Genomic DNA, 15,251 nt, shown 5'->3' with positions numbered 1-15,251 from the left:
CACGGTCGCATCGCGCCAGGGGATGTAGCCGATTGAGTCAGGCACAGGTGACATCCGGCGCCAGTTACCGAAGAATCCTCCTCCTTCCCATCACAGGCTCGCTCCCATGCCGGCAACCCTGAAAACCTGCGCCCCACTGTTCTGGTCCACCGACCTGGGCATCGACTACGGCGCGCCCACCTTGCACCTGCGCGACTTGCTGCCCGTGGTGGGCGAGGAAAACTCGGCCTTCTTCCAGCACCGGGACGGCATCGTGATCGGCGAAACCCTGCAACTGATCTGGTGCCCGCCGGTTGCCGACCTCAATGGCTGGAACGAGCAGCCTTCGGAAATTGCCCTGAGCCAGCTGCTGCGGGTCCGGATCACTGGCCCGGCAGCCGAACCTCCCGCTCCACGCAATGCCATCCACCATGGCCGGCCGAGGTACCGCTTCCTGGTCCTGTCCTGTCAGCCCCTGCCGGCGGCCCTGCGCGCCCAACCGCTGGCACAGGACGCCTGGTCCATGCCCCTGATCGAGAGCGAACAAGGCAGTTGCCTGACCTGGGAGGCCATCCACGACTGTGGTCGCGCCGAGGTCCAGGGGCTGATCTACCTCAGCGCCTACCGCCGCTACGAAACCTATATGGAAATCTTTCTCGAAGCAGTTGGCGAGCAACTGTTTGGGCTGTTTTCGGTGCACCTTGGTCCAGGCGGTGACGACTATGAATTGGGCCGCCGCGCCCTTGAAGGCGCAGAGTTGCGGGCCATCCGCCGCGCCCTGGACATGGCCCGGCCCTTGACGGATTCACAGGCCGCTTACCTGGCGAGCTGAGTCCTACAGACTGCAAAAGAGCACTGAAAAAGACTAAGCAGCTGTTTTCAAACTCATTTTTTTTGCTTTTGGGGCTTCACAGCCCGCGCAGAAATTGATAAATTTGCGCCCGTTCTTGCAGCGGCCCTCCCCGGGCCGGCAGTCAAAGCAAGTAACGTCGCAACAGTTACAGGGGCGTCGCCAAGCGGTAAGGCAGCAGGTTTTGATCCTGCCATGCGTTGGTTCGAATCCAGCCGCCCCTGCCATTTTTCCTCATGTTCATCCCCCCAGACTTCGTTCCAGCACCTCCAGCAATGCACTGACCTTGGGCAACCCCTGTCGGCTTTTCAGCCACAGCAGATGGATCGCCTGCCCTTCGCTGGCCCATTGCGGCAGCACTTCAACCAGGGTGCCCTGCGCCAGCTGCTGCTTGACCAGCCACGAAGGCAATTGCGCGATCCCGTAACCGTCCAGCACGGTCATCAACAGGCCCTCGCCATCGCCCACCACGCAACTGGCGGACATGACCCGGCGTTCGCTCTCGCCCGGGCGTCCAGTGGCGAAGTTCCAGGGGCTGACCCGGCCGTCCACCCAGCCATAGGCGATGCACGGGTGCCGTTCCAGGTCCTGGTCGCTCAGGGGCGTGCCATGGCGGCGCAAGTAATCGGGGGAGGCGCAGAACAGGTGCCACTCACGACCCAGGCAGCGATGCCCCAGTGCCGCCGGCCACAGGCCCGAACCGCCAAGGCGCACGGCAATGTCCACGCCGGCTTCGAGGGGGTCGATGGCGGAATCGGAAAAGGTGATGTGCGGCTGCAAGTCGGGGTGTTCCCGGGCAAACCGCAAGACGGCGGCCAGCACCTGGGAGCGGCCAAAGGTCCCGGGCAGATCGATGCGCACCCGCCCTCGCAGCTCGGTGTTTTCCGCGTTCAGTGCCAGCTCGGCCTCTTCCAGATCGGCCAGCACACCGCTGCAGGTGCGGTAGAAAGCCGTCCCCGCGTCGGTCAACGCCAGGCTACGGGTGGTGCGCTGGAACAGCCGCGCCTGCAACCGCCCCTCCAGTCGGGCAATGGCCTTGCTGACTGCCGAGGCCGTGAGATTGAGGCGCTCGGCGGCGGCCTTGAAACTGCCGCAGTCGGCGACGCAGACAAATACATCGATCCCCTTCAAGCGTTCGGAAGAAAACATCGGCGCCTCGCATTCATGAATCTGATTCCATTCATTGGGTAAAAATCATCATAAAACAGAATCAGATTCCCCAGTAAGCTGGCTGGCATTCTCCCCAGACCCTGCTACGGACGATGAGACACGGATGCTGCGCACCCTGAAAGGCTACCCAAAGGCGATCAACCTGCTGCTCACCGGCACCCTGGTGCTGACCCTGGCCCGGGCCATCACCCTGCCCTATCTGGTGATCTACCTGAACAGCGCTTTCGGCCTGCCGGTCAGCGACATCGGCCTGGTGATCGGCAGCAGCCTGATCCTCGCTTCGCTGCTGAGCCTGTATGGCGGCTTCCTGGTGGACAGGACCCCCAGCCACCGCCTGATCCTCGGCTGCTGCGCACTGTTCACCCTGGGCTTTATCGGCACCTTCACGGCCGGCCAGCTGTGGCTGTTCTACCTGTGCCTGGTGCTGATCAACCTGGCCTACGCGGTGATCGACATCGCGATCAAGGCCGGCTTTGCCCAGCGCCTGCCGGTGGAGCAACGCAGCGAAGCCTTCTCGATCAAGTACACCCTGACCAATATCGGCTACGCCGTGGGCCCGTTTCTCGGCGCCGGGCTGGCGCACCTGAGTATCAGCCTGCCGTTCCTGATATCCGCCGCCCTGGGCGCCGGGTTCCTGGCAATCCACCACATCTGGGGCGACAGACAGCTGGACGCCGCCGGCGCAACGCCAACGCCGCTCTCCTTCCCGACCCTGGGCAAACAGCTGCTGCGCGATTACCGCCTGGTGTGCTTCACCCTCGGCGGCCTGCTCAGCGCCGTGGTCTTTGGCCAGTTCTCGGCCTATCTCTCGCAGTACCTGGTGGTCACCACGTCCCCGGAGGCCACCTACCGCATCATCAGCACCCTGGTGGCGACCAACGCCCTGCTGGTGATTGCCTTGCAGTACAGCATTGGCCGCAGGATTTCCCCGCGCCATCTGAACCGCTGGCTGGCAACCGGGCTGGGGCTGTTTCTGCTGGGGGTCAGCGGGTTTGGCCTGTCCACCAGCCTGCCGCTTTGGGTACTGTCGATGGTGGTGTTCACCCTGGGGGAAATCATCGTGTTTCCCGCCGAGTACATGTTCATCGACCTGATCGCCCCTGAGCCGTTGCGGGGCCTGTACTACGGCGCACAGAATCTCTCCAACCTCGGCGGCGCCCTGGGCCCGATACTCTGCGGCATGGTCCTGGCCAGCCAGCCGGCGCACTGGATCTTCTACATGCTGGGGGCGTTCATAGTCGCCGGCGGGCTGTTCTACTGCCTGGGCGCGGCCAACCTGAGCCAGCCAGGCGCCAGGAAAGCGGATTGAGGCTTGATCCTGCTCATGCCTTCAGGGGCATCCCCAGACGTTCGGCTATCCGCACCAGGGCTGCCCGACAGTGCGCTGAAATCACCAGAGGTGGCTCATTGATCATGTACAGCAAATGCTCTAAGGCGACCCCGGCCTCGTTGTGTTCCAGGTAATCCAGCACGATTTCCCGCCCATGCTCCAAGCCCGCCTGGGCCAATGCGTGATCCTCCGGTACGGGTCCGAGTTGCTCATAGGCACGGGCCAGCAAGGGTGACACTTCATCCAGGACGTCAATGAAATCCGCTCGCAGGCGGCGTACTCGCTCAGGCATAAAAGCCAGTCCTCATGGGGCAGAAAACCCTCCACTCGCCAATCACCCGTGATCGACCTGTCCCAGCAACTCGCGCCGGACTTGCAGCGCGATGGCCGCAAAGCCCTTGCCTGTACCTCGGTTACACCTCGAATGATTCAGAGTGGCGGTGATGTCATTCCAGCACTCCACCGCTTCAACCTGCCGGTGAGTGGGGTCGGTTTCGATTTCAAAATCGATGAAGCGCTCGTCCTGGGTCAACAACAAGCCAAACAGACTGGACATTCCGGGAAAGTCGATATCCAACTTGAGAACGATGGTAGCCGACCAGTCGACACCCTGTGACTCGGCATAATCCAACAAGGCCTGGGGCATACCCTCGTCCCGCCAGCTCCTTGCGGTGCATTCCAGTTCGTAGGCTCTGAGAGTGTTTTGTTCCTGAACATTGAGCTGACGTTTTTTCAGGAGACGTTCGATGTCCATATCCAACCCGTGTGCTTCGTTGATGACTGCCGGAATCCGCAGGTAGAACCTTCATTTGGCGCCATGGGGTAATGACCGGCCCTGTTCATTGCGGGCCGCGAAGAATAGCCCACCCCACACATGATCTGGCCAGCAGATTCACACTCGCCACCGTCCGCACGTTCCTCTTTGCACCCCCAACGAAGAGGAATACCCCATGAGAAACACCGACCTCAGCCAACTCATCCTCAGCGACCACGCCCGCATCGAAGCCGCCATCAGCACTGGCGCCGCCTGGGAGGTGTGGTTTCAAGTGGAGTTTCTGATGCTGCTGCGTTCGGCCCATGTGGCCGCCGCCCGCGAAGTGCCCTATCCCGCCCCGAACTCGGCCTTGCGCCTGGACGTGCTGGCCCAGCAGAACGGTGAGAACTACGCCATCGAGCTGAAAGTCGAAAGCGCCACCAACGCCGGCAACAAGCTGCTGGCCGAAACCCAGAAAGACATCGAAAAACTCACCAAGTACACCGACCGTGTAGCCGCACGCTGGGCCGTGGCCGTGGGTTACAGCGACGTTGCCAAGCGTGGCTTGCGGGACTTCGCCAACGCCCACAAGACCCGGGTCATCTACCAGGAATCCGGCGCCATAGGGTGCATGATCGCCACGGTTTGACCACCCGCTGCAAAACGGCCCCGTCACGGCGGGGCCCTCGATGCCCAAGGCTGTCCGCCCCCAGGGCAGCCCCCTTCATCCCACCTTGCGGCTCAGCCAGGCGCCCCAGAACAGGCTGCTGAAAAAGCGCGTCCCCTCGCTGAAACCGCCCTCCTCAAGCAACCGCTGCACCGCCGCCTCGGAGTGCGGCGGATCGGCGCCCTGGAGGATTTTCCCCAGCTTGGCCTGCACCTCATCCGCAGTCGCGCCCTGTTGCCGCCAGCGTTGGCCCCAGGCCTTGAGCAACAGGGGCTGACTGGCGTAGGCATAGTGATTGCCCGCAACGATCAGCGGCGCGCCGGGCTTGAGGCGCCGGCCTATGGCGTGCAGGAGCTGGCGCTTGGCGTCATCGCCAGGCAGATGATGCAGCACCCCGATCAGGGTGGCCGCCTCGTAGAGTTCCTCCGTCGGTAGATCATCCACCGTGGCCAGTTGCAGCTCCGTTCTGTGCAGCAGCTGATTCGCTTGCAGCTGCTGGCGGGCCGCCTCCAGCATCGGCGCCGAAGGGTCCACCGCGGTAAAGCGCCAGCCCGGCTCCAAGGCCGCCATGGCGATGATTTCCTGAGCCGTTCCACCCGCCCCTACGGCCAGTATGTTGGCCGAGCCCGAAGGCCCCAGGCTGGCCGCCAGCATGCAGGCGGCCAGGTCGTGGCAGGCGTCATACCCGGCCAGGGCGATGCGGCTCTGGCGCGCATATTCGTCGGCCCGGGCGGTATCGAACTTTTCAATCGGGTTCACAGAAGATGAGTTCACGGCGTGGCTCCAAAGGTTGTCGAGCCAAGCTAGGCCACGGTGATCAATAATAAAAATTCATTGTTTTTATCCGCTGCATTCCCACAAGGAATATCCAGTTAACACAAGGCCCGCAACGCCGGTACAGCGCATAAAAAAGGGGCGATCAGCGATCGCCCCCAAGCCTTGCCACCACGAGAGAACCTTACAGCGTCAGTTGTCCACGCTCCTCATCGGTCAGGCGCGCCCGGGCCTGTTCGCTCAAGGGCCCGGCCCCCAGTACCTGCACCGGGCTGTCGGGGTTGTAGCCCGGGGTGCGGCTGGCTTCTTCGCGCTGGCGTTGCACCGGTTCGGAACCAAAGCCCAGCACTTCCACGGTGACGATGGACGCCCGGCCCTGCCTGGCTGCCGCCTGCTGATTGCGCGCCGCATCCTCCGCTGCCTGGGACGCCGCCGAGCCCGCGGCACTGGCCGAGCTCATGGCGCCGGTGTTGACCGCCGCCGTGACCGGCACCCCGGACGACTTGCCCTGGGTCTGGATGTTCGCCGCGTTGACCACCCGCAGTGCCGCGATGTTGACGTTGCCCGAGACCCGGATACCCGCCTCGCCGGCATCGATGGTGCCCAGGGGAGCGATCAGGTCGATGTCCCCGGCCGCCACTTCGGCAATCGGATTCAGGGTGGCAATCCCCGCCCCGGTGCTGGGCACCGACGGCGACAGGCTGACGTTGCCCCAGTTGTCATAGACCCGCTTGGGCGGGGTGTAGACCACAGTGGTCTTGGAGCCCCGGCCGGCGTTGATGTCACCGGCCGCCGACCAGCCCATGATCGAGCCGCCGAAGGTGGTCATGATCCGGCTCTGGCCCAGGAGGATGCTGCCCAGGGAGTACAGCTGGATGTCCCCCGCACCCTGGGTGATGACCCCGGCCGAGGCCGGCGGCGCCGTGCCTTCGATGCCGAAGGTCTGGTTGCCGCCCGGGGTCAGCATCTGGATATTGCCGCCGAAATCGGTGTGCACCCCGGCGCCGCCGAACAGAGTGATATCGCCCTTGTAGGTGATCGGGTTGCCGGCCACATCGGTGCTCGGGAACAGCCCGGCAATCGCCGCCCGCCCCCGGGCGTAGCTGCCCTGGCGTATCCCACCGTCCTGGGTGTACTCACGACCGGCGGCCTTGAGCTCGGCAAAATACACATCCCGGGCAAACACCCGCTGCTGCTCCGCCGGCAAGCTCGCGTAGTAGGCCCGGGCCTGGGCGCTGTCGCCGACAAAGCCGAAGCGCTGCGCCAGCCAGTCCACCAGCTCACCCTCGTAGGTCTTGGCCACCTTGCCCGCCGACAGGCTTTCACCGGGCTGAGCCAGCCGGCTCGGGTCCAGATAGGCCTCGACGAAGCGCCGATAGTCCGGCCCCTTGGGTCCGACCCCGGCCTGCATCACGATACTGGCCCCGGGACGAGTGTCACCCGGCGCCACGGCGCCGATGCTGGTGATGCTGACCTTGTCCTCCATGAGGATGTTGCGCCCCGCCATGAGTTCCAGGGTGCCGGGACCGGCGACGTTGAAGTTGCTGTAGAGGATGTCGCGCCCGGCGCTGACGATGGAAATGTCGCTGGGGCTGTTATGAACGAACAGGTTGCCCTGGGCAGACGAAGCATCGCCCGGATCGCCGACGCCATGGACCCGGCCGCTGCTGACGATATCGCGCCCGGCCATCATCCACACCGCACGACTGCCTTCGTACCAGGTCTGCCCGGCGTGCAACTGCGAGGCCTGGGTGCCGAAGGTAATGATCCGCCCGCTATTGACCCCCAGCAGGTCGCCGTTGACCGCGTAGAAGCGTGCCGGGTCCATGGCGCCCGCGATGATCCCTGAAACGCTGCCGGAATCGAAGGCGAACAGAGGCAAGGTCGACACCGCCGGATTGCCATTGACTGACAGATTGCTGGCCACCAGCGCATTGCCGATGCGCCCGACAAAGGCCGGATGCCATGGCGTCGCCAGCGCACTGGCTGAGGCCCCGGACTGGCTGACCGTGAAACCACCGGCATAAATCGAGTCCTCGGCCAGGAACTGCAACTGCCCCTTGGCACCGGGCGCCAGCAGCAAGGGGTAGCGATAGTTGACGTCCTCACGCTGAGGTGCGGCGGCCTTGCCGTAGTAGAGGCTGCCACTGCTGGCCACGGCGCGCAGTATCGATGGGTAGACCACCGCCAGATCGGTCGCGCTGGAAGACGTGGTGAACGGCGTCAGATTGCCGCCCAGGGACAGCAGGTCGATGGCGGTGCTGTCGGTCCACAGGGTGAACCAGCTCTGCCCACTGCCTTGCTGGGTTCCTCGGCTGAACGGCGCCGGGTTGAACTGCTTGATCCGTCCCGGGTCCTCGACGTTCTGCACCACCAGATCCCCCAGGGTCTGCAGCTGGTAGGTGGCATCGCCCGGCACCAGGGTCATGCCGCCCTGGGCCAGGCCACGCGTGGCCCGCAATGGATCGAAGGCCCGGGTTTCGCTGGGGTTGTGGTCAACGCTGGTGCCGCCATAGAGCAGATTGATGCGGCCTTGGGAGGCGCTCTGCAGTTGTGTGTTGCCGCGCAGGTTGACCAGCATGCCGCTGCGATGATCGTTGCTCAGCTCGGCGAGCGGGTTCAGGGCCCCGGCAATACGCACCCGCAGGTCGCCACCGCCGGTCAGTTGCAGGCTGCCATCGCTGGCGAGCCGTCCGGTGCTGCCCACCGCCAACACCAGCCCCTGGCTGCGCGGGCTGATGCCGGCAGCGCTGGACAGCCCCTGCAGGACTCCGGCGTCACCGCCGACATTCACTTCCAGGTTGCCGCCCCCCAGGGTGCCGAAGCCGGTGAAACCCACCATCTTGTCGGCAACGCCCGCGGCGTAGGTGCCGAAGTTGATCCACCAGGCCGTGGGTTGGGCCGAGCCGCCGGTGGCGACATCGGCGCTGCCCTGGCGCCACAACCAGTTGCCCACCTCGGCCGAGTCCAGGCCGCTGTCCTTGGGATTGGGCCAACTGTTGCTGTTGCCGGCGACATGGGTGATGTTGCCGGTCAGGTCGCCACCGACATCGATCCGCAGGTTGCCCCCCGCCTCCGGGTACCAGGCGCGATACAGGCTGGTGCCGCTGCCATTGACGAACTGCTCGAAGTAGCTGCCCGGATCGTTGAGCACCGTGCTGCCGCTGCCCAGGCCGCGAGGCTGGTTGTAAGGATCGCCGGCGCGAGTGGCCGTGGATGAAGTCCCGGCGGTATAGACCCCATACAGCGAGTCCATGCTCAGGTTGCCGGCGCTGAGCAGTTCCAGGTCGCCGGTACCGGTACGCACCACACTGAAACGGCTACTGGACGGCCGGGTCTCGTACTCCTTGGCTCTTTGCGCCTGGCAGAAGCTCGGCGTCTCGGCGCACATGGCCGCTACCGAAGGCAGCCCCAGGTCCTGAATGAACTTTTCATCGATCACCTCCCCCACCTTGACCACGATATCGGCCTGGGCCAGTTCGTCCACCGCGGCCTGGGTCCAGACGTAGGTGGCCTTCATTGCGCAGAATTCCGGCGTCTGCGCGCAGAACTCGGCAATGCTGCCCTGCTCCAGGTCATCGAGGACTTTCTGGTCCACCGGGTCGCCTTCCTTGACCACCACACCGTTTTCCGCCAGGGCCTGGACCGCCGCCAAGGTCCAGGTCATCAAGCCCCTGGCCGGCAGTTCCTTGGCGAACATGCCGTAGTGACTGTCCGCCAGATGCAGGTCACCGCTGCGTGGCGTGGCTTGCAGAATGCGGCTGTCGGCGGCCTCGGTATCGGCCCCGGCCACCAGGCGCAGGGACCAGGATTGCGAGCCCTCGGCGAGCATCGGCGCAATGGCCCAGAGCCGGCCCTGGGGCCCGGTCACGTCCGGACGCAACTGCACCGACTCGACGCCTCCCGGCAGCTTGACGTTGGTCCCGGCAGGAATCAGTGCGCCCTTGGGCAGCGCCTTGCTGCCGTCGAGCAGCACCAGCCCGGCGCTGACCTTGGGCAGTGCCACCCCCTTGGGCCAGGTCATGGGCTGCAAGCGCGCGTTCTGGGTCAGCAGGCTGCCGGCGTCGAGCCGGGTGCCGGCCACCAGGGTCTGGGCCTCGCTGAGCAGGGTCCCGGCGGCGAACAGCAGATTGCCCGCAGCGTCGCGCACCGCGGCCGCGAGTACGGTGCCCGCCGGCAGTACCAGGCTCTGGTCGAGCACCGCGCTGACCGGCAGGCGGGTGCCCGCACTCAGGCTCAGGCCCTTGATCGGCAGGTCGTAGTTGAGGGTGGTGCCCGAGGGGAAGCCCGTGCCATCGGCCAGGGTCACTCCGCTGCCCGGCACAAGGGTGGAGCCGCCACTGAAGTCCACTCCCGACAACAGCACCCAGCCCTTGTCGTCTGCACTCGGTGGCGGTGGGGCGAAACCATCGTTGATGCTGCCGTAGATGTTCAGGTCGCCGCCGGCCCGCAACGTCAGGCTGCCCACCTCGCCGGAGCCGTAGACCGAGGTCTTCTGGCTATGGGGATTGAGGCTGGCATAGCGATAGCCGGACAGGTCCAGGTCGCCCTGTACCACCAGATCGCCGTCCGCGGTCTTGCTGACGATCTCGACCCCGGGCCGCAGATGCAAGGCGTCGGCGTAGCTGGCGTTGTTCAGGCCGGCCAGTTTGTTCTGCAGCAGGTCGCTGTTTTGCAGGGCCGCGTTGATAAAGGCCGTGCTCTGGGCATGCTTGGCGTTGAGGTAGGCCTGGGTGATCTCCTGGTAAGGGCGACCGCTGGCGGTGGCATCGGACTTCTGCGGTGCATCGTCATAGCGGATCATGCCGTTGACCGCGATCGAACGCGCCCCGCGGATATCCAGCGCGCCGTGGGCATCGATATCGATGTCATTGCTGCTCTGGTCCGCCTGGACGATACGCGGCGCATTCAACTCCAGGGTGCCGCGGCTGCGGCCGTCGTTCTGCCCCGCCGCACTGCCCGGCGCCACATCGGTGCCATGGCGCAGATCGATGCGCACGCCCTCGGCCAAGGTCAGTCGGCCCTGGCCGGAACTGAGCACCACGGTGGCACGGTTCGGCGCATCGATGATCTTGCCGTAGCTGTCCACCCGCAGCTGGCTGCCATGGGCATCGAGTACCGCGCTGCTGTCCAGCGTCAGGCCGTTCCTGGCGGCCAGGTTGATGCTGCCGACCCGCTCGCCGCTGGCGTCCACCCGCCCGCTGACCCGCAGGCTGCCGTTGTCCAGCGAGACGTTGACGGTGTTGGCCTTGACCTCGTTGCCGATGTTCAGGTCGCCCTGCTTGAGCTGGAAGCTGCGCGCCCCATGGACCTGCCCCTGATTCAGACGCTGGTTGAGGGCGGCGAACTGCTCGTCCAGGGTGCCGCTGCTGCCCAGGCGCTGGGCCTGGATTTCCACCGCACCGCCCAGGTAAGGCACCCGGGTACCGCCGGCATCGTAGGCACCGCTGCCGCTGCCGAGGATCTTGCCGGCCAGCTCCACTGTTCCGGCTTGGTCGTTGACGGCCACCGCCCGCAGCTTGCCGGCCTGGTTGTTGCTGGCCGAGAGGTCGATGGTCGCGCCCGCCGCCTGCAGCACATTGCCCTCGCGGCTTTGCAGCAGCACTTCACCACCGGCGCCGTAGCGGGTCAGGTCATTGAACGCGCTGGCCCGACCGGCCACATCGATCAACGCCGCATCGCTGAGCAGCACATCGCCACGGGCACTCAGGGTCACCTTGCCGCTGGGCAGCACCACGGCGCTGGCCAGACGCAGGCTGTCGCCCTGCAGGGACAGTTCCGCGCCCTGGCCATTGGCCGTGCCACGGGGCCCGGACGAGGCGCTGATATCGATGGCGCCACCGGCAGTGATGCGGTTCACCGAACCGGCCTCGCCGGTCATCAGCGGGGTGAGGATATTCAGGTTGCCGCCGCTGTAGGCAAAGCCGCTGACCGGGTCGTAAGCCCCCTGGCGCTGATAGACCGAGAGGCTGCCCTTGTGGTTGGCGGTAATACGCTGGCTGGCATTCAGGTTGACCCCGGCAAAACCCAGGGCCAGGCGGTCCAGGCTCTGGGTGCTGCTGGGCTGGGCAAAGGCGCCGTAGCCGAATTCGATGCGCTCGGCATTGATTTCCAGACGCCCGCTGCCGGTACCGGCGCCACCGGCCACTACCGCCCCGGCCGCTGCCTCGGCGCCCTGCCAGATCAGGTTGGCGGTATGGATGCTGGCCACGTCGTTGGCGCCACCTGCGCCGTAGATCGCCGGAGTGGACAGCATCAGGTTGCTCAGCAGCGACTGGCCGGTGAGCGGGTCGTAGGTGTCAAGGCGAGTGCTGCCGTAGAAGTTGAAACTGTCCCGGGCCGAGAGCTGCAGGGTCTCCAGGGCCGGGGCGCCGGACTGGGTATCACCGCGCAGCAGGCGGTCCAGCACTTGCTGAGTCAGGGTCATGCCGCTGGGCAGGCGATTGCCGGCCGCCGCGGCCGCCAGGGCTTCGGCACTGCCGACATTGATGGTGTTCAGCCCCAGGTTCAGATGGCGGGTGCCATAGCGCACCTGATCGCCCAGTTCAAAGGCGTTGTCGGTCAGGGCGATGATGCTGCCGTCGGAGTACAGCGCGGTCTGGCCGCTGCAGGGAGCGCTGCTGCACACCCCGAGCCGGATGCCGCCACTGGATTGCCCGCCCGCTTGTGCCTTGCTGATCACATTGAGCAGGCCGTTGGAGACGGCCAGCATGTTGGCCACCTGATAGGTGAAACCGTCACGGGCGTCATAGCTGGCCTTGCCGCGGCCCAGGCTGTTGATCGACGCGCCCTGCTCCAGGACGATCTGCCCGGTATTGCTCACCAGGAACACTTCCGGCGCCGCCAGGGTCACGCCCTCACGCAAGGTGATGGAGCCCTTGGGCGCATTGATGCCTTCGGCCAGGGTGATGTAGTTGCCGCCCTGGCCATATTTGACCAGGGTCAGGCCACCGAGCATCAGGCGCGCCGCGCCCATGGCATTGAGGCTGTTGGCGTCCAGGGTGACCCCATTGAAGCCGCCGGTGGCGGACTTGCCGCTGGCCACCACTTCGATACCGCCCTCGCCCATGTTCAATACCGCGACCGTGCCGCCGTAGCCTCCGGCAGCGGCATCGAAGCGCCCGATGCCCTGGAAGGAGAAAGCATCGGCACCGGCGCCCGGCTGCAGGGCCAGCTTCAGGGTCTTGGCATCCACCGGCAGCATCGGCCGTGGCACGCCGAGCTTGGCCGCATCGGCCAGGGCGAACTGGGCATAGCCGGTTTCGTTGTACTGGGAATAGCGGCGCAGGGTATCGGCCGACGTCAGGATCAACTGGCTGGCGACACTGTTGCCGATCCCGGTATGGGCGATCGACAGGCGCCCGGCGGTGGACCAGGAGCCGTTGCGCAGTTGCTGGGTCGCACCTTCGGTGCCGAGCCCGGCCAGGCCGTTGATCTCCACGCGGAAGGCCCCGGGCATCAGTGCATAGGTGGACGGCATCAGGGTGTAGGTGCCCGCCGCCAACCCCGGCACTCCGGCGCCGATAGTAATCTGCTGGCCGATCAGCGGGTCCACCGCGCCGCCCTCCGGCGCCACCGGTGCATAGCCCGGCTGCACTCCGGGGACGATGGCGTAGATCGGGTTAGTGCCCAGGCCCGGCAGGATGAAGCTGCCGTTGGCGCCGATCTGCACCAGCGGGCTGTAGCGCGCATCGGTGGAACCGCCGCGCCCGGAAATGAACCCGGCCCCCAGCAGCTCGCCGCCACCGGACAGGTCCACGGTGGCATTGGATTGCACCTGCACCGACTTGCCCCCCAGGATCACCCCGACGCTCAGGTCGCTGTTCTCATTCACCAGGGCGCCCTGGCCGAGGAAAGTCACGGTCTTGCCGTTGTACTTGTAGACCTGGCCATCGACAGTGCCGCCGTAAGGCAATACCAGGCCTTTGCCGCTGACCGAGGTCAGGCTGCCGGGCAGCAACTCGACCTGGCTGGCGCCCAGGTTGCCGATCTCGATCAGCCCCAGGGGCGCCCGAATCACCCCGCCCTGCTTGATGCTGGCCGCGCCCAGTTGCAAGCGGCCGAAGGCCGAGTAAGGCACAGGCGCCAGGTCATTGCCGGTGCGGCCGATGGTCAGGGTGCGCGAAGGGTCGAAGTTGATGCTGGTGCCGGAGATATCGTTGAGGTAACCGGCAATCACCCGGGCCCCGACCTCGGTGGCCGGGTACAGCTGCGCGGCCCGCAGGGTCATGTCGCCCTGGGTCAGCAACTGGGTACTGATGCCCTTGGCGATCACATCGGCGCCGGCTCCGGCGAGAAAACGCAGGTCGCCCTGGCTGGTCAGTTGCACATGGTCGAACCCACGGCGCTCGACGCTCAGCAGGCTGTTGTCGGCCTGGCGCAACGTGCCCTTGCTGCCGAACACCACGTTGCCGCGCACATCGATCAACTGGCCGCTGGCGTTGAACTGCGCCTGGGTGCTGCGTTGCGACGGCGTGCCGGTGGCGACCGGACGCACGTATTGATCCTTGGCCTCCAGGGGCGCGAGGATGCCCGCCAGCAACAGGTAGGGAGCCGACAGGTTGACCCGGCTATTGGCCGCAGCGCTGTCGCTGAGGTTCAGGGCGCCGCTGTACAGGCGCAGGCTCTGGCCCATGTTCAGCGACACATCGCCGTCGAAGCTCAGCAGACCGTTGCTCAGCAGTGCCAGGTTGTCGAAGCCGCCGGCTGTGACCTGATCCACCCCGAGGCGGCCGTGGCCGTACTCCAGGCTGGCGGCTGCGGCGTCGGCGCTACCGGGCAATGCACTGCCCTGATGGATCTGGCTGAGCACCAGCTCCCGGGCCTTGAGCACCCGGTCGTTGACCGCGTTCTTGATGTAGTACGGGCTTTCCAGGGCCAGGGACAAAGTGCCCCCCGCCGCGCCGGCGCCCCCGGCCCGGGCGACGAAGCTGCCGTCCAGGTACAGGCCGTTGTTGGAGGCGAAACTGATGCTGCCACCGTTGCTGGCCACCTGCACCCGGCCCTGGCCGGGAATGTCCAGGGCCGCCTGGGCCCCGGAAGCGTCGAGACGCGCCCCGTCGCGCACCACCACAAACAGGTCGCTGGCCTTGGCAATGCCGGTGGCCAGGTCGATCTCGCCGCCGATGGCGATCTTGCCGCCATTGCGCACCTGACCGTAACGGCGACCGCGATTGTCCACCGCGCTCACCGCCCGCGCCGCCACGTCGATCAGCGCCTGCTCGCCGACCCAAATCGAACGCCCGTGACCGGCGGCGTTGGCGGCCTCGGAACTGGCCACCGTCAGGCCGCCCAGACTGACGCTGCCGCCCCAGGCATTCAGCGTGCCGTTCATGGTCAACTGGCCGACGCTGCGCAGGTTGATGGCCTGCCCCGGGTCGACACTGATCACCGCGCCCTGCCCCACGGTCAACGCCGTGGTGGCCAATTGGGCAGCCGTGGAGTACTGATTGCCGGCGCTCAGGGTCAACCCGGCGCCACGGCGCTGGGTCAGCACGCCCTTGGCCGCGTCCTGCTGGTACAGCTCCGGCAGCCATGGCTGCAGAACGCTGGCCGGATCGCTGCCAGTGGCGCTGCTGCCAGACTGGGCTCCGAAGCGGTAGACCGGCATCTTGACCTCGACCTGGGCGCCGTCGGCCACCGTCAGGCCTTCATTGCCGGTGATGTCGTAGGCGCCGAAGCCCTTGTTGAAGAAGTCCCCCGCCAATTGCAGGGTTCCGGCTTGCGG

General features: G+C 65.9%; 8 protein-coding genes and 1 tRNA gene. 4 read left to right on the top strand and 5 right to left on the bottom strand.

The features are described 5' to 3' along the window. The first annotated feature begins 106 nt into the window (after positions 1-106). Positions 107-811, top strand: a complete 705-nt coding sequence (locus tag BLX41_RS20530; RefSeq protein WP_123726367.1) for a hypothetical protein — start codon at positions 107-109, stop codon at positions 809-811. Between the two features lie 170 nt (positions 812-981). After that, positions 982-1,056, top strand: a tRNA-Gln gene (locus tag BLX41_RS20525). A gap of 13 nt (positions 1,057-1,069) precedes the next feature. On the opposite strand, the gene BLX41_RS20520 is transcribed toward BLX41_RS20525, so the two are convergent. Next, positions 1,070-1,978 (bottom strand): LysR family transcriptional regulator, encoded by a 909-nt coding sequence (locus BLX41_RS20520; RefSeq protein WP_123726366.1) that lies wholly within the window; start codon positions 1,976-1,978, stop codon positions 1,070-1,072. 124 nt (positions 1,979-2,102) lie between these two features. Between BLX41_RS20520 and BLX41_RS20515 the strand changes: the two genes are divergently transcribed. Beyond that, on the top strand, positions 2,103-3,308 hold the full coding sequence (locus BLX41_RS20515; protein ID WP_123726365.1) for an MFS transporter: 1,206 nt from the start codon (positions 2,103-2,105) through the stop codon (positions 3,306-3,308). A 13-nt stretch (positions 3,309-3,321) separates the two neighbouring features. Here BLX41_RS20515 and BLX41_RS20510 read toward each other — a convergent pair whose 3' ends face one another. Together BLX41_RS20510 and BLX41_RS20505 are read right to left on the bottom strand one after the other, a co-directional pair. Then, on the bottom strand, positions 3,322-3,621 hold the full coding sequence (locus BLX41_RS20510) for a hypothetical protein (protein ID WP_123726364.1): 300 nt from the start codon (positions 3,619-3,621) through the stop codon (positions 3,322-3,324). Between the two features lie 42 nt (positions 3,622-3,663). Then, positions 3,664-4,083: a hypothetical protein gene (locus tag BLX41_RS20505; protein ID WP_123726363.1), complete on the bottom strand. Its 420-nt coding sequence runs from the start codon at positions 4,081-4,083 to the stop codon at positions 3,664-3,666. 196 nt (positions 4,084-4,279) lie between these two features. On the opposite strand from BLX41_RS20505, the gene BLX41_RS20500 reads away from it, so the two are divergent. Continuing rightward, the gene (locus BLX41_RS20500) at positions 4,280-4,732 is read left to right on the top strand and encodes a hypothetical protein (protein ID WP_123726362.1); all 453 of its coding nucleotides are present in this window, start codon (positions 4,280-4,282) and stop codon (positions 4,730-4,732) included. Between the two features lie 75 nt (positions 4,733-4,807). On the opposite strand, the gene BLX41_RS20495 is transcribed toward BLX41_RS20500, so the two are convergent. Both BLX41_RS20495 and BLX41_RS20490 read right to left on the bottom strand, forming a co-directional pair. After that, positions 4,808-5,524, bottom strand: a complete 717-nt coding sequence (locus BLX41_RS20495) for a class I SAM-dependent methyltransferase (RefSeq protein ID WP_123726361.1) — start codon at positions 5,522-5,524, stop codon at positions 4,808-4,810. 184 nt (positions 5,525-5,708) lie between these two features. Continuing rightward, the coding region (locus BLX41_RS20490; protein ID WP_259745040.1) for a filamentous haemagglutinin family protein at positions 5,709-15,251 on the bottom strand (9,543 nt) is incomplete at its 5' end.

Origin of the sequence: Pseudomonas protegens (assembly GCF_003732485.1) — a bacterium.
GTDB lineage: Bacteria > Pseudomonadota > Gammaproteobacteria > Pseudomonadales > Pseudomonadaceae > Aquipseudomonas > Aquipseudomonas protegens_B.
Note: the sequence above shows the minus strand (reverse complement) of the source record. Positions and strands in the feature narration are given on the sequence as shown.

Coding starts and splice junctions, on each gene's coding strand:
- BLX41_RS20510 (WP_123726364.1), bottom strand. CDS start 3,621: ATGCCTGAGCGAGTACGCCGCCTGCGAGCGGATTTCATTGACGTCCTG.
- BLX41_RS20520 (WP_123726366.1), bottom strand. CDS start 1,978: ATGTTTTCTTCCGAACGCTTGAAGGGGATCGATGTATTTGTCTGCGTC.
- BLX41_RS20505 (WP_123726363.1), bottom strand. CDS start 4,083: ATGGACATCGAACGTCTCCTGAAAAAACGTCAGCTCAATGTTCAGGAA.
- BLX41_RS20530 (WP_123726367.1), top strand. CDS start 107: ATGCCGGCAACCCTGAAAACCTGCGCCCCACTGTTCTGGTCCACCGAC.
- BLX41_RS20500 (WP_123726362.1), top strand. CDS start 4,280: ATGAGAAACACCGACCTCAGCCAACTCATCCTCAGCGACCACGCCCGC.
- BLX41_RS20515 (WP_123726365.1), top strand. CDS start 2,103: ATGCTGCGCACCCTGAAAGGCTACCCAAAGGCGATCAACCTGCTGCTC.